We start from the raw sequence: 17,141 nt of genomic DNA on the forward strand, positions 1-17,141 counted from the left end.
GCGCAGAGAGTAGTCCTCGGCGTAGGCACGGCAATTTGCCGATGATTGGGCGGAGACTGCTGTGATCACCGACTCGGATCCAAGCATCCCTAAAGCAGCCGCGACGGCCAACTTTTGTAACCTTGCCAATAAATCCTCGCGTTTCATTTCACGCCAGTCCAATGGTTATCGAATTCGGCAACTGGAGCCTTGCGCATCTAAGTGCCGTCCGCAAGGGGGCCTTTGTGTTGAATCCGACCGTCCTGCCCCATCAAACCAGAGGAAGTCTGATCGTGAACGTTGCACCGCCGTGATCTCGATTTTTTGCGGCTATCAGCCCTTGGTGCGCTTCAACGATAGTGTGGGCGATGGACAGGCCCATGCCCATGCCTTCCGCTTTGCTGGTAAAGAAGGGTTCGAAGACTTCCTTTAATTGGTCTTTTGGAATGCCCGATCCGCGATCCGACACGGACAGCTCGGCAGAGCCCTCGGCGCGCGAGGTCTGGATGCTGATGATGCGGCTTTCGCTAGGAGTGTCCTTCATCGCCTCGATCGCGTTCACGACAAGGTTCAGAATGACTTGCTGAAGTTGGATGCGGTCGCCCAGGATCGGAAGCGCCTCCGGCATGATCTGTCCAATCAGCTCCACTTTTCGTCCAACGGCCAGCATCGAAAGAAATTCGATGGTCTCACGAACAAGATCATTGAGATCGAGTTTTTTCAGCTCGAAAGGTGCCTTCTTAAGGAGGCTCCTCATCCTCCGGATGACTTCGCTGGCGCGCCGGTCATCCCGCAAGATATCGTCAACAATCTCGGCCAGCCCCGCAATGTCAGGGTTCTGAGATTTTAAGATTAACTGCGCGCTCTCGGCATTAGTCAGAATGGACCCGAGCGGCTGGTTGATTTCGTGCGCGATTGTTGCGGTCAGTTCGCCAGCCGTCGAGAAGCGATTAACATGGGCCAGTTCGGCCATGCGTTGCCGGGACTGCACTTCCGCCAAATGACGTCGATGATGCTCGCGAAGCAGGGTCGATATAAGCCCGCCTTGCAAAAGTATAACTCCGGTGATCAACGAGATCTGCCACCAATACCGTTCCCACACCGACGGCTCGCGGAAGTAGATGGTGCTGCCAGGCGGCAGACGGCTCTCGGAAATTCCCCAGCGCTGCATTTGTCGCCAGTCGAACATAGGCGCTGCCGGGACGACGAACGTCGGCTTGATGTCGCCGGCCCTTTCACCGTCAAGAATGCGGAGGGCGACCTCCGCGGCCTTCTTGCCCTGCCCGGCAATGACCTGCATTGGACCGCCGACGATGCCCTTACCGAAAAAGATCGAATCGTGGAAAAAGATCGGTGCGTTGGCGGCGTCAAAAAGCCGTGAGAACGCGCTATTGCCTTCATAGGCCACTCCCGCCGCATCGATAGTCAAGCCAAGCCAAAAAATGGCGCTGTGTGGCGGGAGGTTGGCCGCGTCTTTGAGCATATCCTCAAAGGAAAGCTCATCGTACCACCGAAACTGCACGCGGTCGGCAAACAGCGCGGTGGATTTGGCCAATTCGTTCCGCCAAAATGTTTCGCCCGGCGAAGCTCCCACAACAATGGCGATGGTCTTTGTTTGGGGCAGGACGCGCACGACGTTATCAAAAAAAGCGACGTCATTGTTGGCAACCGCCACCACCGTGTCGTATTCGGTCAGCTTGTCGATGTCCACCCGGCGACGCTCTACCAACGTGAAGAGCATAGGGGTTGTCGGAAAAAGGTCCTTCCGGTGCGCCTGCACGAAATTCGCGGCGGGCGAGCCGATAGCGATGATAAGGTCGGGCTGCTGATCATGGTTGAGCGCACGAAGGTAGTCGACAAATGCTGCGTCTGATTTGTCGCTGGCCGTCCGGGCATTCAGAAGCGAATGGTCCTGAAAGGTCACGAAAGGACGTTGGCTTATTCCGGCGCGAAGGGCCTCGGAATAGTCGGCCCACGGCTGGAAGCGAAGACCGTATGAATGCAGCATCAGAATGCGTTTCGGCGTTGGACCAGCCGCTCGACTTTGACACGGGGTCGCCAGCAACCATGCAATGGCCAGCGCAGCGGTGAAGGTCCGCGCAAAAAAAGGTCGCCATGGTACCGCCAAACGCATAGTGCTCCGTTCTCCGATTGAATAGGAACCGTAACGGCTCGACCAGACGATTGACAGACGAAAGAGGGCTACCGGAAAGTCGGATCTGGAAAAGCACTGGGGCGTCCCAAGCTGGAGCACGTCTCCAGAAGCGGAAGCTGGCGGGCAGCGAGTCCTCGTCTTGTCTGCGATTAACCAGCGATTCTCAGGTGCCGATCGGCCAGTGCGGGCCGAAGGTGCGCAGGCGTGGTTGTCGGCACTGTGAGCATGGACCGTATTAGCTGGAGCTAGCTCAAACTTGCCCATGATGGATTGGACCGATCCATACGCCAGCGCAGAACCGTCGAAATTTCAACGCGCAGAGATCCAGATTGATTCCTGTTCAATTCGAGCAGCCGGTACGGCTGCACCTTGTTTTCTATCGGAAGGGGCCCGTTGAGTCTCACGTCGGCTGCCACCTCTTCCGAGCCATGCCTGCAACGAACGTTCTTGAATCATCGATGCGCCCAACGCAGAAAATACAGCCCTGCTGATCGCCTGCTGCTGGCTTCGCAGATGATGTGCTTGCACAGATACATCTGTCTGCCGAACCGGATTGCGCGGACGAGGCAAAGGATCATCTGTCGCGACAGCGGAATATCGAAGGCCTTCTTCTTGCCTCCCTTTGGTTTCGCCTGCAACATCCTCAATGCAATCGGCGGGGTGCCGCAAATTGCGAACGCATCATTCGTCCCAAGCTATACGGACCATCTGCCGATGGGAATCGAGTCGAGCTTGGTGGTGCACCTCAAGCGCTATTCCAGGAATCTGGTCGAGCAGACCTTCATGGTGATCGAAGAGCCGGAGACTCCCCTGAAGATTCCGGTCAAAACCGTACTGTTGGGTTCCCGCCGCAGATCAGGACGATTGGACAGTTCTATGCAGCGATCCGCGCGGAGATCGTGCGGCAAGGTAATTCCATCTTCACGGGAAACCCCAGCAGGCAGGTGGCCGGGCCACTCGGAGCGGTGGCCGTCACCGACGTCGATAGTGCCGTGGTGGCAATCAACACGATCGTGGAGCAAGGGGAGGGCACGCCGACCTCGCCGGCCAGCGCAACCGGCGTTGCCCACTATTACACATTCGAGGAACTGGCGAAGGGGATGAAGATCATGCCGGATCCGGCCTCTCCACTCAAATTCAGCTTTGATCCCGCGCAAACCATCGCCATTGATGATGCGAGAGACGTCATCCAGATGGTCAATGATCCCCCGCTTCAGCAGTTCGATGGGAAAGTCGGCGGATTGGCGGATGCTTGCGACGCCGCCTATTCCAAGCTGCTGCGCGCATTGCAAGGCGTCTTTGACGGCGCTCCCGGGCAAATCGAGGACGCCATCGGTCTGATGCGCGACGAACTTGAACAGGCGATCAAGGACGTCCTGGGCGCCGCCGATCGAGTCAGGTCCACACCAGGGACTGCACGGTACATGAATCACGCACGCTGGCGCCCGCGATCGCAAGGGAACCACGGCCGTGCCGCGCAGATCGTGAAACGTCAGGCCATCGATACCGGCGCGCTCGCAGGTGAACCGCCCCGCGTTGCCCGACTTCGGACACTAGCGCGCCGTGATTTCTAAAGTCGGCATCCATGAAGAAGGCGCGTTCCTTGTCGCTGGTCTGATCCAGCGCGTCGAGGACGAGCGGCCTCGTCGGCCGGCCGCAACGGTCGGATTTGGGCCGTGCTGCCGTCCCGCAAGTGCTCCATCACGCCGTATTTAGCGATGTCCGACATGCGAGGTCTCGGTTCGGAAGCCGGAAAACACATCGGCCTGAGGCTCGTCTATGAACGGGGCGGTCGGCTGCCCGTTTGATCTGTATCAAGGGCACCGCAAAAGGCGGGCGGCCTGAATCTCGGCAGTCAACTCGACACATTCGGGCGGGATGACGGACGTGACACGACTAGGCCGGCGTACCGGCCGTCAAGCATTGACCTATATCAAGGGCCTGCAGCTGCGGCAGGCTTTGGATGCATTCATACGACACTGAGGTCGGAGCATGCAGATGGAAGTACCTGGATTGCCCGGTGGTCCGATGTCCGGTCTCGTCGCCTCGGCGGTTGAATACATGGTCGATGCTGGGCAACGGAGCATACTCTTCCTCGATGTGATGCGCCGGCGCGGCGACCAATATCGGGAGCACGTCGCCCAAACCGCGCCACACGTTCTGCAATATGCGGCCGAACTGATCATCGATGGCCGCAAGCTGGACGACCCCGTCAATTACGCGCTTGTCCGCATCGTCCCGCCAGCCGGTCTCGAGATCGATTCCACGCGGCGGCCGTTCATCGTGATTGATCCACGCGCCGGGCACGGTCCAGGCATCGGCGGGTTCAAGGCCGACAGCGAGATCGGCGTCGCGATGAAGGCGGGGCATCCCTGCTACTTCATCGGCTTCCTGCCGGAGCCGGTGCCGGGCCAGACGATCGAGCGTATCGCGCGTGCCGAGGCACTGTTCATCGAAAAAGTGATCAGTCGTCACCCGGAAGCTGACGGGAAACCCTGCGTCATCGGCAATTGTCAGGCCGGCTGGGCGGTCATGATCCTGGCTTCGGTGCGGCCCGAACTGTTCGGGCCGCTGATCATCGCCGGTGCGCCTCTCGCGTACTGGGCGGGCGTGCATGGCAAAAACCCGATGCGATATTCGGGCGGCCTGCTGGGCGGAAGCTGGCTAACCGCGCTCGTTAGCGATCTCGGCGGCGGGAAGTTCGATGGTGCCTGGCTGGTCCAGAACTTCGAAAGCCAGAACCCCTCGAACACGCTCTGGACCAAGCAGTACAATGTCTATTCGAAGGTCGATACCGAAGCCGATCGCTACCTAGAGTTCGAGCGCTGGTGGGGTGGGCACGTCAATCTCAACGCCGAGGAGATTCAGTTCATTGTCGACGAACTCTTCGTCGGCAACAACTTGGCCGCCGGCAATATCACCTTGTCCGACGGGCAGAAGGTAGATCTGCGCAACATCAGTTCGCCGATCGTGGTGTTCTGCTCCAAGGGCGACAACATCACTCCGCCACAGCAGGCGCTGGGTTGGATCCTCGAATGCTATGCCGATGTGGATGACATCAGGGCCTATGGGCAGACGATCGTCTATACAGTTCACGAGAACGTCGGCCATCTCGGCATCTTCGTTTCAGGTGGCGTCGCCAAGAAGGAGCATGCTGAATTTTCCAGCAACATCGATCTGATCGATGTACTCCCGCCCGGCCTTTACGAAGCGACGTTCGAAGCCAAGGACGAAGAAACCACTAGTTCCGATCTCGTTGTGGGCCAGTGGGTGATGCGCTGTGAGGCCCGGACGCTAGACGATATTCGGGCCATGGGTGGCAATTCCCCTGAGGACGAGCGGCGCTTTGCCGCGGCAAAACGCGTCTCGGAGCTCAATCTTGCCGCCTACCGCAAGTTCGTGCAGCCCTGGATCAAGGGCATGGTGGCGCCGCAGACGGCGGAGATGATGCGCAATCTGCATCCGCTACGGACGCAGTATGAGGCGTTCAGCAGCCAAAATCCGTGGATGAAAGCAGTGAAGTCGGCAGCGGAAGGGCTAGAAGAGAACCGCAAGCCGGTTTCGAACGACAATCCGTTCCTGGCATTTCAGGAGCAGGTCTCCAAGCAGATCGTTCATGCGCTGGACAGCTGGCGCGATTCGCAGGAAGCGATGAGCGAGGCGATCTTCCTCAACGTCTACGGCTCGCCGGCGCTACAGGCGGCGGTCGGCATAGATCCGAAAGCTGAACCGTCGCGCCGGCGCGAGATGCCGGCCGAACACCGTGCCATGCTCGACAAACGGATCGCCGAGCTCCGATCCAGGATTGGCGAAGGGGGGCTTCGCGAGGCGGCCATCCGTGCCCTGCTTTATATCGGCTCGGCGAGAGGAATGGTGGATGAACGCAGCATCGAGGCGTTGCGTCAGGCTCGTCGCGACGACAGCGGAACGCGACTAACGCTTGCCGAATTTAAGATGCTGGTTCGCGAGCAGTTCTTCATGCTGCTGCTCGATCGCGAGGCGGCGCTGGCCGTTATCCCGAAGTTGCTTCCCGACGATGTCAATCAACGCCGCGCGGCTTTCACGACGATGAGCGAGGTGCTGTCGGCCAGCGAGGACATCACAGGCGAGCGCGCCAGCCGCCTGCAGCGTGTCGCACAGCTGTTCGGTCTCGAAGCCGAAACGTCGGGGAGGGCGTCGAATGTTGCCCCTTTCGACCCCAAGGCGAAGGCATCGTAACACTGTCTGGAAGGAACCGGCTCATGTCAGCCGACACGTCGCAGGCACAGTCCCCGAGCAAATACGACCGCTTGATCGCGGCCGCGCAGGCCGTGCCGCCGGCCCCAACCATCGTTGTGCATCCGTGCGATGAAAGCTCATTGCGCGGCGCTGTCGATAGTGCACAGGCCGGCATTATCCGGCCGCTCCTGGTCGGACCTGAAAGGAAGATCCGGGATACGGCCGCCAGGCATGGTCTCGACATCGCGGCCTTCGAGCTTGTTGACGCAGCACATAGCGACGAAGCCGCTGCAAAGGCGGTAGAGCTGATTCACGCCGGCCGAGGTGAGCTGTTGATGAAAGGCAGCTTGCATACGGACGAGTTGATGCGCGCGGTCACCGCGAAGGCCGGAGGCCTGCGCACCGACCGCCGTATCAGCCATGTCTTCGTGATGGACGTGCCGGCCTATGCCGAGACCATCTTCGTGACGGACGCGGCCATCAACATCTTCCCTGATCTGGACGCCAAACGCGACATCATCCAGAACGCGATTGATTTGTATGTGGAAGCTGGGTTCGGCAAATCGCCGCGCGTGGCAATCCTGTCAGCGGTTGAAACCGTGACCTCGAAAATTCCGTCTACGATCGAGGCGGCAGCACTCTGCAAGATGGCGGACCGCGGGCAGATCACCGGAGGGATCCTCGACGGACCGCTGGCTTTCGACAACGCGATCGACGTGGAGGCGGCGCGGATCAAGGGGATCAAGTCCGAGGTCGCCGGTCGCGCGCAGATCCTCGTCGTTCCCGACCTGGAGGCCGGCAACATGCTGGCAAAGAATCTCGCCTATTTCGCTAAGGCGGACGGCGCGGGCATCGTGCTCGGAGCCCGGGTCCCCGTCGTCCTGACGTCACGCGCGGATTCGGCGCGCGCGCGGATGGCCTCGTGCGCGGTCGCAGCGCTGTATGCCTATGCCCGGCGCCGGCGTGCGCCAACGATTGCCGCGTGAACGCCGTGGACACCATCCTGGTGATCAATGCCGGCTCCTCCAGCGTCAAGTTCCAGGTCTACTCGATCGAGGGCGACGGAATATTGCGGCGACAGCTGAAAGGGCAGATGGATGGGATCGGCAGCCGCCCGCGTCTGCGTGCGAGTGGCTCCGCCGGCGATCCGCTTGCGGATCGCGCCTATCCGATCGAGGCGGTGCCGGATGTTCCGGCCGCGATGGACATTGCCGGCGCCTGGTTGCGGGATGAATTACGCATTCATCCGATCGCGGTCGGTCACCGCGTCGTTCACGGCGGCCCGGACTACGACCGGCCGATTCTAGTCGATCATGGTGTCGTGACCCGGCTGGAGCGGTTCATCTCGCTCGCGCCGCTGCATCAGCCTCACAATCTGGCGCCGATCCGCTCGATCCTGGCCAATTTACCGGAGCTTCCGCAGGTAGCCTGTTTCGATACGGCATTTCATCGTACGCACAGCGCGGTCGCCGATCACTATGCGATCCCGCATCAGCTCTATGCTGAGGGCGTGCGCCGCTACGGCTTTCACGGTCTCTCCTACGAATACATTGCGAAGACCTTGCCAAAGGTCGCGCCGAAAATCGCGAATGGTCGGGTGATCGTCGCTCACCTCGGAAGCGGCGCCTCGATGTGCGCTCTCAGCGCGGGACAAAGCGTCGAAAGCACCATGGGCTTCACCGCTCTCGATGGGCTTCCGATGGGAACCCGCCCTGGTCAGGTCGACCCCGGGGTCGTGCTCTATCTCATTTCCGAGAAGGGGATGTCAGCCTCCAACGTCCAGAACTTCCTTTACCGCGATTGCGGCTTGAAAGGGTTATCCGGCGTCAGCAACGATATGCGGGAGCTGGAGAGCAGTGAGGATCCGAGAGCTAGACTGGCGATTGAATATTTCAGCTATCGCATCGGCCTCAATGCCGGGATGCTTGCCGCGGCGCTGCAGGGGCTGGACGCGTTTGTCTTTACAGCCGGTATCGGCGAAAATTCCGCAACAATTCGCGCGCATGTCGTTCGCCAGCTCGCGTGGCTCGGCGTCACCCTCAGCGCCGCCGAGAATTTGCGCGACGCACAGCTGATCTCGGGCTCCGACAGTCGCATCCCAGTCTATGTGGTTCCGACCGACGAGGAGCTGATGATCGCGCAGCACACACTGGCGCTGCTGATGAAGAGAACAGCGAACAATCAAAGGCAGGAGAGGGCATCATGATTCCAGTGTTTCCAGATTCCAAGATTGCCCTGAAGGGGAAAAAAGGCCTCGTCGTAGGCATCGCCAACGACCAGTCGATCGCATGGGGGTGCGCCAAGGCCTTTCGCGCCCTCGGCGCGGATGTCGCCGTCACCTACCTGAACGAGCGCGCGAAGAAGCACGTCGAGCCTCTTGCGCAGGCACTCGAGGCGTCTATTTTCATGCCCCTCGACGTCATGACGGAGGGGCAGACTGAAGACGTGTTTGCCCGGATCGAGAGGGACTGGGGCCAACTCGATTTCCTGCTGCATTCGATCGCCTTCTCACCGAAGGAAGCCTTGCACGGACGTGTGGTGGACGTCGGCCGCGACGGTTTCCTGAAGACGATGGAGGTCTCTTGCTGGTCCTTCATGCGCATGGCTCATCTGGCCGAGCCGCTGATGAAAAACGGCGGCACCATGTTTACCATGACCTATTATGGCAGCCAGATGGTGGTCGAGAACTACAATGTCATGGGCGTAGCCAAGGCAGCGCTCGAGGCCTCGGTGCGCTACATCGCCGCTGAGCTGGGTCCGAGGGGAATCCGCGTGCACGCGATCTCGCCCGGACCGCTGGCCACGCGAGCGGCATCAGGCATTCCCGACTTCGACGAACTGATGGACAAGGCGCAATCCAAGGCGCCGGCGCGCAGTCTCGTCAGCATTGACGACGTCGGCAACGCCACGGCATTTCTCGCACTCGACGGCGCCAAGCTCATTACGGGAAGCGTTCTCTATATTGATGGCGGTTATCACATCATCGATTGATGAGGACGGGAACGCGACTCAGCGATAGTGCAGGGCGATCAACTCGGCGACGCAGGCCGGTCGTTTGCCGCCTTCGATCTCGATGACCAGATGATAGTTCACGCGCAGCCCATCGGGAGGCACGTCCTCCGTCTCAGCAACGCTGACGCGGCCGCGCAGCTTCGATCCCGCCGGGACCGGCGAAAGATACCTGATCCTGTCGGCGCCGTAGTTCAGGGTATTTCGGAGGCCTTTCAACCCCATCACAGAGCGGATGAACATCGGCGCCAACGCCAGGGACAACATGCCGTGGGCGATGGTGGTGCCGCCGGGCATTTCCGTCCTTGCGCGCTCCTGGTCGACATGGATCCACTGTTCATCGCAGGTCGCCTCCGCAAACTTGTTGATCCGGTCCTGCGTCACCTCGATCCAGTCGCTGGCGCCGATTTCGGTGCCGACCGCGGATCTTATCTCATCGAAATCGCCAAATATCCGCATGTCCTTCACCTTCAGATCATCATCTCCGGGACATGGTCGCCGACGAGGAGGTCGGCTTCCGTCGCAGCCATCACTTCGCCGATCGTGACGCCCGGCGCGGTCTCAAGAAGCGTCGCTCTGCCGTCGGCAAAGCCGATCACAGCCAAGTCGGTGACGACCAGATTCACCGGCCGCGCCGAGGTCAGCGGCAAGCTGCACTTCGCAACAATCTTCGACTTGCCCTTTGCTGCGTGCTGCATGGCGACGATGACCCGCTTGGCGCCGCTGACGAGATCCATGGCGCCGCCCATGCCAGGAACCATCTTGCCCGGGATCATCCAGTTGGCCAGATGGCCATGGGCATCGACTTGAAGGCCGCCAAGCACCGTGACGTCGACATGGCCGCCACGGATCAGTCCGAAAGACATCGCGCTGTCGAAGGTGGAGGCCCCGGGCAGCGCACTGATTGGGCGCCCCCCTGCGTCCGTTAGCGTTGGATGCGCCAGGCCTTGCTCGGGGATGGGCCCCGTTCCGATCAGACCGTTTTCCGACTGGAAGAACACTTTCAAGTCCGTTGGCACGTAGTTCGCGACCAGCGTCGGGATACCGATGCCGAGATTGACGAGGTCGCCGCTCCGAAGCTCCTTGGCGACGCGCCGGGCGATGATGATCTGCGGATCCATGCCGTCACCCGTTTGTAATGAGGTAGTCGACCAGCGGCGCCGGCGTCACGACGTGGTCGGGCGCGATCACGCCGACAGGCACAATGTTTTCCGCCGTGACGATCACGGTGTCGGCGGCCATCGCCATGACTGGATTGAAGTTGCGCGAGGTCAGCGCGTACGCCAAGTTGCCGAGGTAGTCGGCAAGGAAAGCATGCACCAGCGCAAACTGTGCACGCAAGGCTGTCTCAAGCAGAAAAGGCTTTCCGTCGACTTCGATCTCGCGCTTGCCCTGGGCAACCAGCGTGCCGACGCCGGTTGGCGTCAAAACTCCACCCAGCCCGCATCCACCCGCACGAATGCGCTCGACGAAGGTTCCCTGGGGTACCAGATCGACGACGATCTGGTTCGCCAACATTTGCTGCTGTGCTTTCGGATTCAGACCGATATGCGTTGCGGTCAATCGCGCGACCAGCGCAGCATCGAACAGCTTGCCGACGCCCTTGCCGGGGATCGCCGCGTCGTTGCAGATCAGCGAGAGGCCGCTCTTCTTCTGCCGAACCACCTCGTCGAGCAGGCGCTCTGGTGTTCCGACACCCATGAACCCGCCGACCATGACACTCGCGCCGGCCGGGATCATTGCGACGGCTTCTTCGAGGGAAATGGCCTTCATGAGGGAGAACTCCGGTCGGCGCGTGCAGGACGGTCAATGAATGCTGGAGGGCGGAAGTCGCGGTGCTTTGATCTGCGTCAAGGCTCCGCATCATTCGCAGACGATTCCCAGGCTCGCGAGCGTGTCGTGCCAGAGCTTGCGCAGTTCGGTGTGTCGGCTTTCCAGGACTGTACTGACGGTGTCGCGGAAGGGTAATAGGTCGGGACCTTTCAGGAACAGGATTTGTGCCTGCAACAGACGCCCGCTCTCGAACTCGATGCGGCGCAACGCCATCACGAAGGGGTCATTCGCGTTTGCCTCGACCGGTAGCAACGCCGCTGGCCGGATTGCGGCGTGGAGGGCGTGCGCGAGCGTGGCAAGATGGACTGCTTGCCAGAGAGAGCGATCGGCCATGCCTTCGTTCGGCGTCGGAAGCCAGGCGGCCTCCCAGGACACGGCCATGTAACCTAGGGCGAGATCCGGCACCCATGCGGTTGCCCGCATCAAAAGCGAGACGATCTCGCTTTCGCGGTAGAACTGAGCGTTCAATTCTGTCTGCCAGCCGGCCTCGAACTTAGCCGGCAGGGCGAGGGCGAACTGCCTTGCGAGAGCGCCATGGGCCGAGATCAGAAAAGCGGCGATGCGGGTCTGCTGGCTGGGCGGCACGCGGCCTTCGGAGTCGAGTGGTCCGAGAAATCCGCTCATCTCAGCGTCTTCTGAACGGGGATGGCGCGCAGATGGTCGTAACCGGCGGGAAATGGAGTGAGCTCACCGCCAGGATCTTCCGGCGCAATCCGGACCGCCTTGTTACCCTCCCAGCGTCCTGCCAGCACGTCATCGGCGAAGCGCGCGAGCAGGTCGGCTGTGAGCGCACCCTTTTCCAACGTGAAAGCGTGATAGGCGCCCGGGATGATCACGAGCGCGCTGTTGGGGATTCCGACTCTCAGGGTCTCGTGGAGGGCGCGCGGCGTCAGGAAGTCGAACTCTCCGTTCAGGATCATGGTTGGGACGGCGATGGAGGCGAGTTGCGGCGTCAGCGGCTTGAAGTCGAGGAACGACTCCATCAGGTTCTGCAACGCGTAGAGGTCATTGACCAGCCAGCCCTGCCGCTTGACCCCGTCGAGCTTGTCCAACAGCGGCTTCAACCAGTCATCGGACAGATTCATCGGCAGCAGCAGATCCTGGAGATAGCCGGTTCCACCCAGAATTAGGCCGGTGCGTAGTGCGTTGCCGATCAGGAGAAGTTGAGGCGAAAGCTCGGCAAAGCAACTCATTGGCACCAGACCCGAGAGGCGCGCCCCATGCTCGATCGCGTAGCGGAGCGCGATCAGGCCACCGAAACTGATTCCACTGAGGAAGACCGGTCCTTCACCGAGCATCTCGATCAAGCGATGCAGCGCAAGGACATGGTCGTCCTGATTGATGAAAAGCGTAGGCTTGTCGGAGGCGCCCTGGCCGAGCAGATCGAATGTCGCGACGCGAAAGCCCCGTGCTAAGAGCGCGTCGCGATAAGCGGTCCACAGTTCGGAATATTGAGTCAGTCCATTGACCAGCACGTAGGCCGGCGCCGTCGCAGGACCGTCGAGCTCATACCGGATCCGGTAGGAGCCGTGGGTGAGGAAAGGCATCGCTGCGACCCGGCATGTAATTCGTTCTCAAAATTCTCGCGCGGGCAGTTCGAATTCCCTTGCGCTAGATCAAAGGTCGCGCCGCGTCCGCTCCTAGCTTTCGGCAAAAATCAGGCCTGCCGGAGGAATTCGCCATGATTGGGAGACATGTCATGCGGCGATATCTCATCAGCCTGCTGTTGCTGTTGATCGGGACATCGCTCGCGGTCGCGCAGCCCTTCACGCGCCGCTCATCGCAGATGCAGCATGACGGGCTGAAGAAGACCTATGAGATCGCGAATTTCCGACTTGGCGGCAAGTACGATCTCGCCGATTCCTCGAAGTGGGAGAATGGCGGGGAGGGCGGTGTCACCCTGGAATCGCTTGGCGCCGGGAAACTGCACACGGCCTATATCGCCGTCGGTACGCCGCGCCGCAACGCCGCCGGTGAGATCACCAATGCCGTTGTCATCAACTCATACTATTCCGGCGACTCCACCGACATGTACGAGCAGTGGGTCAAAGGAGCAGCCTTGTCAGGCACCGTGCCAATTATCGGCCCGGGCCGGCCGATCGATACGGATCGCTACTATGTCATCATGGTCGATCCGCTTGGGACCTGGGGCGCCAGTAAACCTTCGGACGGTCTCGGCGTAAAATTTCCGCAGTACAGTTACTACGACATGGTCCAGGCCAACTACCGGATGCTGCGCGACGGGCTGAAGGTCGCGCGCGTTGCGTTGGTGTCCGGCGTTTCCATGGGCGGCACGCAGACCTATGTCTGGGGCGTGATGCATCCCGAATATATCGGCGCAATGATGCCGATCGGCGGCACCACGCAATCGGATGGCGAAGATCCGGTCGGCAACTGGACATTCCAGATGATGACGGCAGCGATCGAATCCGATCCGGTGTGGCAGGACACCAAGGGTGATTATTACAAGCTGGCCAAAGAGAAGCATCCGATGCCGGGCGTGGCGTTCGGCTGGTCGATCCTCGGCATGACGGGCTATGACTTTGCCTTCCGTACGACCCAGAATTGGGGCGCCGTCCAGCCCGAAATCTTCTATTGGGACCCCCCGAACGAAAAGGCGGCGTTGAACGTCGTCAACCGCGCCAAGCTTTATGATGCGGTCGACCTTGTCTGGCGCAACCGTGTCGGCGAAACGCACAACATCAACCCTTATCTCGGCCGCATCCAGGCGCGGACGCTGGTGATGCACATCACCAATGACCTGTGGCTGAACTTCAAGTTGGCTCAGAAGGCAGTCGATCGCGTGCCTGGCGCGGACCTTATTGCTCAGGAAAGCCCGGTCGCCCATTATGGTGTGTTTCCGATCATCAACCAGCGCAAGAATGACCCGAAGTTCGTTGCGTTCATGGATGATGTGGCAAGCCTCGACCGCGCGCAGAAATTCATTGACAAGAATTATCGGGTGCCCGGCGTCGCAGAGAACATCGACCCCAAAAAGTCGTTCTGGAAGGAGTTCGTGACCTACCCCTATCCGGTCAAATACGCCAATGCCAAGGACAAGGGCGGCAATTCCTGGCAGATCGGCTACATGGATGAATATGCCGGCACGGACAAGGATCCGAAGGTCCTCGTCGTCATCCATGGCAAAGGCGCTTTCGGCGGTCACTACGGCAATATCATGCAGTATGCGCTGCGCAGCGGCCTTCGCGTGATCGTGCCCGACCTGCCGCATTACGGCATGTCCGGGCCCGGCAATCTCGACAAGAGTCCGGCGCGCACGATGCAGGACATGCGCGAGGTCATCTACGACCTCGTCGTCAACCAGCTCGGCGTCAAGAAGGCGTATTATCTCGGCCATTCGCTCGGCGGTCAGTTCGTGATGGGCTATGCCCTGACCTGGCCGGATGCAGTGCAGGGCCTGGCGCTGGAGGCGCCGTCAGGTCTCGAGGAATATCCGCGCGAGATCACCATCGCCAAGGGCAAAAAGGCGCCACTGTTCGACCCGGCCTTCGATCATGACTTCGGCAAATGGAGGGCGACCTGGGACCAGACGGGCATCCTTGCCGCGGAGAAGGCGCGTGACGAGCAGAACATCCGTGACTTCTTCTACTTTAAGAAGCGTGACCCGGAGACCGGCGCGGTGTCGGCTGCCAAAAGCGGCTATTTCTTCAGCGACAGCGAATATGCCCGCCTCCACACCGAGCAGCGCGTCGGGCTGACCAAAGGCAATCCGAAGGAGCTGGAGCAGTGGTGTAACATCTTTATCTACGACATCTACACGATCGGCGCAGAGCTCCAGCAGGATGATCCGAAGAACTTGTACGAGCGGCTCACGCAGATCAAGGCGCCGATCTTCCTCGCATTCGGCGACAAGGAGCCGTTCATCCCGACGCCGGCATTCAATGGGCTGACAGACCTCGGACGCGACGCCATCACGCCGTTCATGACGCGCATGACCAATGCGGGCAATCGACCGATCCTCAAGATCTATCCGGAGAGCGGGCATTTCATTCACACAGACAATCCGGTCGAATACTCGTCCGATGTCGTGGATTTCGTGACGCGGGGAAGCGTCGACACGTCATCGCCGCTCGGGACCGACCGCATGCTCAAGGGGGCGGTGGTCACGGCCTTGCCGGTGGCTCCGACACCGCCCGGGGCCGCGCCTACCGCTGGCCTAAACAAGTAGGGCCGGTTGATGCCGAGGGTGCAGGCAGGCGAAGTCCAGCTGGGTTGGCGAGAGTGGGGACGAGGCGACGTCACCGTCGTCTTCATCCACGGCAATCTCGCCAGCAAGGACTGGATCGAGCTCGCTGCCCCGCTGTTTCCTTCTGGTCTTCGCGTCATCGGCATCGACTGGCGCGGTTGCGGCGACAGCGACCGGCCGAAGCCTACGGTTGACTACACCAACTACACGATGCTGCAGCACGCAAAGGACATGCTGGCTGCGCTCGACACCCTGGATATCAACTATTGCCATCTTGCAACGCATTCGACCGGCGGCATCATTGCGGCCCGTATGCTGCTGATGCAACCGCGCCGTTTCGGACGGGTGTTCGCGCTTGATCCGGTCACGCCGCTGGGGATGGCCTTCAATACCGATCAGATCGGACTGTTCCGAGCCATGATGGCGAGCAAAGAGTTGACCCGTTCGGTGATGGCGACCGCGGCCTCATCCCTGTTTATCCCAGAAAGCATGGCCCCGAATAAGGTCCCGCAATTCCGTCCAGGGGGCGCGGACATCCAGGCGCTGTTCGAGCGGATTATCGAACAAAGCTTCGGCGTCTCCGAAGGCATCTGGATCGGGACACCCGTCAATCTCACGCGCGAGCGGGAGAGCCGGGAATTGGAGAGCCGCATGCCGGAGATCGGGCATTCGCATCTGGTATTGTGGGGCGAACGGGACGGCTGGATCCCCCCCGCCGATCTTCATGCGATGGCCGTGGCAATGCCAGACTGTCGCCTCGTCGTGGTGCCCGGTATCGGACATTCGATGAACCTTGAAATGCCCGCGCTCTACGCCGGCTATTTTGGTGCGTGGTTCGGGGGACTTGCTGCGTAACAAGGAGGAATGACACCATGGCCGATAGCAATCCATCCGCAGCGGGTATCCGCACCATGCTCGCCGATACGCTTCTTCGCCTGCGCAAGGCCAACGCCGATTATTTCGAGCAGCTGGAAATGGGCTTAAGTGCCTCGAAGCTGCCGATTGCAAGCGGCGCTAAGGAGTTCTGCGGCTACATGCAGCGCAACGTCACCGCGACGTTCGACCTCGGCGACAAGCTCATGCAGGCCAAGGACATGAAGGACGCCCTTGAGATCCAGTCTGATTTCTTCCAGGCCCAAATGCGATTGCTCACCGAACAAACCAGAAGCATGGGCGAGTCTGCCATGAAGGCGGCGACCGAAGCGTTTGCACCGAAGAATTGAGCGACGCTCGTCGCGGACGGCGCTGCAGCAGATGCAGGCGATGCTGGCGACACTGACTGCACGTGAACGTCAAGTATTCGAGGTGTCGTGCGCGGGCGACTCAACAGGCCGATCGCGTCTGAATTGGGAGCGATGGAGCGGACAATCAAGGCACATCGTCATCGAGTGACGGAGAAGATGAACGTGCGGTCTCTGGCACAGCTGGTCACCATAGCTCAGCGGCTCGGATTGCTTGCTTCACGAATGTGACCAGTTTGACGCGATCGACCACGAAAAAGCCCCGGCGTGCCGGGGCTTTGGTTTGCCAAGGTGGGTGCCATCAATATCTGGCCGCGACCGGTGCGCCGTATCCACCGAAGCGGTAGTTCAACCGAAGCGTGACCATGTCCACATCCTGACTGATCCCACCGCCGGTGAGGACAAACCCTCCAGGAGTAACCACGCCTGCGAAGCCGGCGTTGTCACGCCCCATCCAGAGATGGTCGTATTCGATACCGAACGACCAATTGGGCGTGAA

General features: G+C 60.5%; 14 protein-coding genes and 3 pseudogenes. 10 read left to right on the top strand and 7 right to left on the bottom strand.

The annotated features are described in order from the left end of the window. Nucleotides 1-250: 250 nt before the first annotated feature. Nucleotides 251-2,113, bottom strand: a complete 1,863-nt coding sequence (locus AC0L27_RS35440; protein WP_473322420.1) for a sensor histidine kinase — start codon at nucleotides 2,111-2,113, stop codon at nucleotides 251-253. Between the two features lie 537 nt (nucleotides 2,114-2,650). Here AC0L27_RS35440 and AC0L27_RS35445 point away from each other — a divergent pair. The 6 genes and pseudogenes from AC0L27_RS35445 to fabI all read left to right on the top strand — a co-directional run. Then, nucleotides 2,651-2,899 (top strand): annotated as a pseudogene (locus AC0L27_RS35445) (ferritin-like domain-containing protein); the annotation flags it as partial. Between the two features lie 89 nt (nucleotides 2,900-2,988). Further along, nucleotides 2,989-3,708, top strand: coding sequence for a ferritin-like domain-containing protein (locus AC0L27_RS35450; protein ID WP_473322436.1), 720 nt, complete (start codon nucleotides 2,989-2,991; stop codon nucleotides 3,706-3,708). Nucleotides 3,709-4,126: 418 nt separating this feature from the next. Further along, on the top strand, nucleotides 4,127-6,352 hold the full coding sequence (locus AC0L27_RS35455) for a DUF3141 domain-containing protein (protein WP_473322422.1): 2,226 nt from the start codon (nucleotides 4,127-4,129) through the stop codon (nucleotides 6,350-6,352). Between the two features lie 23 nt (nucleotides 6,353-6,375). Continuing rightward, nucleotides 6,376-7,338 carry a phosphate acetyltransferase gene (locus AC0L27_RS35460; RefSeq protein ID WP_473322424.1) on the top strand — a complete coding sequence of 321 codons (963 nt, stop codon included), beginning with the start codon at nucleotides 6,376-6,378 and terminating at the stop codon, nucleotides 7,336-7,338. A gap of 5 nt (nucleotides 7,339-7,343) precedes the next feature. Further along, on the top strand, nucleotides 7,344-8,558 hold the full coding sequence (locus AC0L27_RS35465; RefSeq protein WP_473322437.1) for an acetate/propionate family kinase: 1,215 nt from the start codon (nucleotides 7,344-7,346) through the stop codon (nucleotides 8,556-8,558). After that, a complete protein-coding gene (gene fabI / locus AC0L27_RS35470) occupies nucleotides 8,555-9,343 on the top strand; it encodes an enoyl-ACP reductase FabI (RefSeq protein ID WP_275173316.1) in 789 nt (262 codons plus the stop codon). The genes AC0L27_RS35465 and fabI overlap by 4 nt, the downstream gene beginning before the upstream one ends. Before the next feature lie 18 nt (nucleotides 9,344-9,361). Here the strand turns inward: fabI and AC0L27_RS35475 are convergent, their stop codons facing one another. From AC0L27_RS35475 to AC0L27_RS35495, 5 genes are all read right to left on the bottom strand, one after another. Continuing rightward, nucleotides 9,362-9,820: a MaoC family dehydratase gene (locus AC0L27_RS35475; RefSeq protein WP_354065445.1), complete on the bottom strand. Its 459-nt coding sequence runs from the start codon at nucleotides 9,818-9,820 to the stop codon at nucleotides 9,362-9,364. A gap of 11 nt (nucleotides 9,821-9,831) precedes the next feature. Next, entirely contained in the window at nucleotides 9,832-10,482 is a 651-nt protein-coding gene (locus tag AC0L27_RS35480; protein WP_354065447.1) for a 3-oxoacid CoA-transferase subunit B, read from the bottom strand. Nucleotides 10,483-10,486: 4 nt separating this feature from the next. After that, nucleotides 10,487-11,134, bottom strand: coding sequence for a CoA transferase subunit A (locus AC0L27_RS35485; protein WP_354065449.1), 648 nt, complete (start codon nucleotides 11,132-11,134; stop codon nucleotides 10,487-10,489). A gap of 90 nt (nucleotides 11,135-11,224) precedes the next feature. Next, nucleotides 11,225-11,818: a hypothetical protein gene (locus tag AC0L27_RS35490; RefSeq protein WP_354065451.1), complete on the bottom strand. Its 594-nt coding sequence runs from the start codon at nucleotides 11,816-11,818 to the stop codon at nucleotides 11,225-11,227. Further along, nucleotides 11,815-12,741 (bottom strand): alpha/beta fold hydrolase, encoded by a 927-nt coding sequence (locus AC0L27_RS35495; RefSeq protein ID WP_473322427.1) that lies wholly within the window; start codon nucleotides 12,739-12,741, stop codon nucleotides 11,815-11,817. The genes AC0L27_RS35490 and AC0L27_RS35495 overlap by 4 nt, the downstream gene beginning before the upstream one ends. Before the next feature lie 134 nt (nucleotides 12,742-12,875). On the opposite strand from AC0L27_RS35495, the gene AC0L27_RS35500 reads away from it, so the two are divergent. From AC0L27_RS35500 to AC0L27_RS35515, 4 genes and pseudogenes are all read left to right on the top strand, one after another. After that, a complete protein-coding gene (locus AC0L27_RS35500) occupies nucleotides 12,876-15,383 on the top strand; it encodes an alpha/beta hydrolase (RefSeq protein WP_473322428.1) in 2,508 nt (835 codons plus the stop codon). 9 nt (nucleotides 15,384-15,392) lie between these two features. Next, the gene (locus tag AC0L27_RS35505; protein ID WP_473322430.1) at nucleotides 15,393-16,256 is read left to right on the top strand and encodes an alpha/beta fold hydrolase; all 864 of its coding nucleotides are present in this window, start codon (nucleotides 15,393-15,395) and stop codon (nucleotides 16,254-16,256) included. A 17-nt stretch (nucleotides 16,257-16,273) separates the two neighbouring features. Next, nucleotides 16,274-16,624 carry a phasin gene (locus AC0L27_RS35510; protein ID WP_354208679.1) on the top strand — a complete coding sequence of 117 codons (351 nt, stop codon included), beginning with the start codon at nucleotides 16,274-16,276 and terminating at the stop codon, nucleotides 16,622-16,624. Between the two features lie 40 nt (nucleotides 16,625-16,664). Beyond that, nucleotides 16,665-16,873, top strand: a pseudogene (locus AC0L27_RS35515) (LuxR C-terminal-related transcriptional regulator); the annotation flags it as partial. Between the two features lie 70 nt (nucleotides 16,874-16,943). Here AC0L27_RS35515 and AC0L27_RS35520 read toward each other — a convergent pair. Next, nucleotides 16,944-17,141 (bottom strand): annotated as a pseudogene (locus tag AC0L27_RS35520) (hypothetical protein); the annotation flags it as partial.

Source organism: Bradyrhizobium sp. Ken51 (assembly GCF_055807435.1).

Excerpts from the sequence above, each read along its gene's own strand:
- AC0L27_RS35480 (WP_354065447.1), bottom strand. The coding sequence starts at position 10,482 with ATGGATCCGCAGATCATCATCGCCCGGCGCGTCGCCAAGGAGCTTCGG.
- AC0L27_RS35500 (WP_473322428.1), top strand. The coding sequence starts at position 12,876 with ATGATTGGGAGACATGTCATGCGGCGATATCTCATCAGCCTGCTGTTG.
- AC0L27_RS35485 (WP_354065449.1), bottom strand. The coding sequence starts at position 11,134 with ATGAAGGCCATTTCCCTCGAAGAAGCCGTCGCAATGATCCCGGCCGGC.
- AC0L27_RS35495 (WP_473322427.1), bottom strand. The coding sequence starts at position 12,741 with ATGCCTTTCCTCACCCACGGCTCCTACCGGATCCGGTATGAGCTCGAC.
- AC0L27_RS35490 (WP_354065451.1), bottom strand. The coding sequence starts at position 11,818 with ATGAGCGGATTTCTCGGACCACTCGACTCCGAAGGCCGCGTGCCGCCC.
- AC0L27_RS35455 (WP_473322422.1), top strand. The coding sequence starts at position 4,127 with ATGCAGATGGAAGTACCTGGATTGCCCGGTGGTCCGATGTCCGGTCTC.
- AC0L27_RS35440 (WP_473322420.1), bottom strand. The coding sequence starts at position 2,113 with ATGCGTTTGGCGGTACCATGGCGACCTTTTTTTGCGCGGACCTTCACC.
- AC0L27_RS35510 (WP_354208679.1), top strand. The coding sequence starts at position 16,274 with ATGGCCGATAGCAATCCATCCGCAGCGGGTATCCGCACCATGCTCGCC.
- AC0L27_RS35505 (WP_473322430.1), top strand. The coding sequence starts at position 15,393 with ATGCCGAGGGTGCAGGCAGGCGAAGTCCAGCTGGGTTGGCGAGAGTGG.
- AC0L27_RS35460 (WP_473322424.1), top strand. The coding sequence starts at position 6,376 with ATGTCAGCCGACACGTCGCAGGCACAGTCCCCGAGCAAATACGACCGC.
- AC0L27_RS35475 (WP_354065445.1), bottom strand. The coding sequence starts at position 9,820 with ATGCGGATATTTGGCGATTTCGATGAGATAAGATCCGCGGTCGGCACC.
- fabI (WP_275173316.1), top strand. The coding sequence starts at position 8,555 with ATGATTCCAGTGTTTCCAGATTCCAAGATTGCCCTGAAGGGGAAAAAA.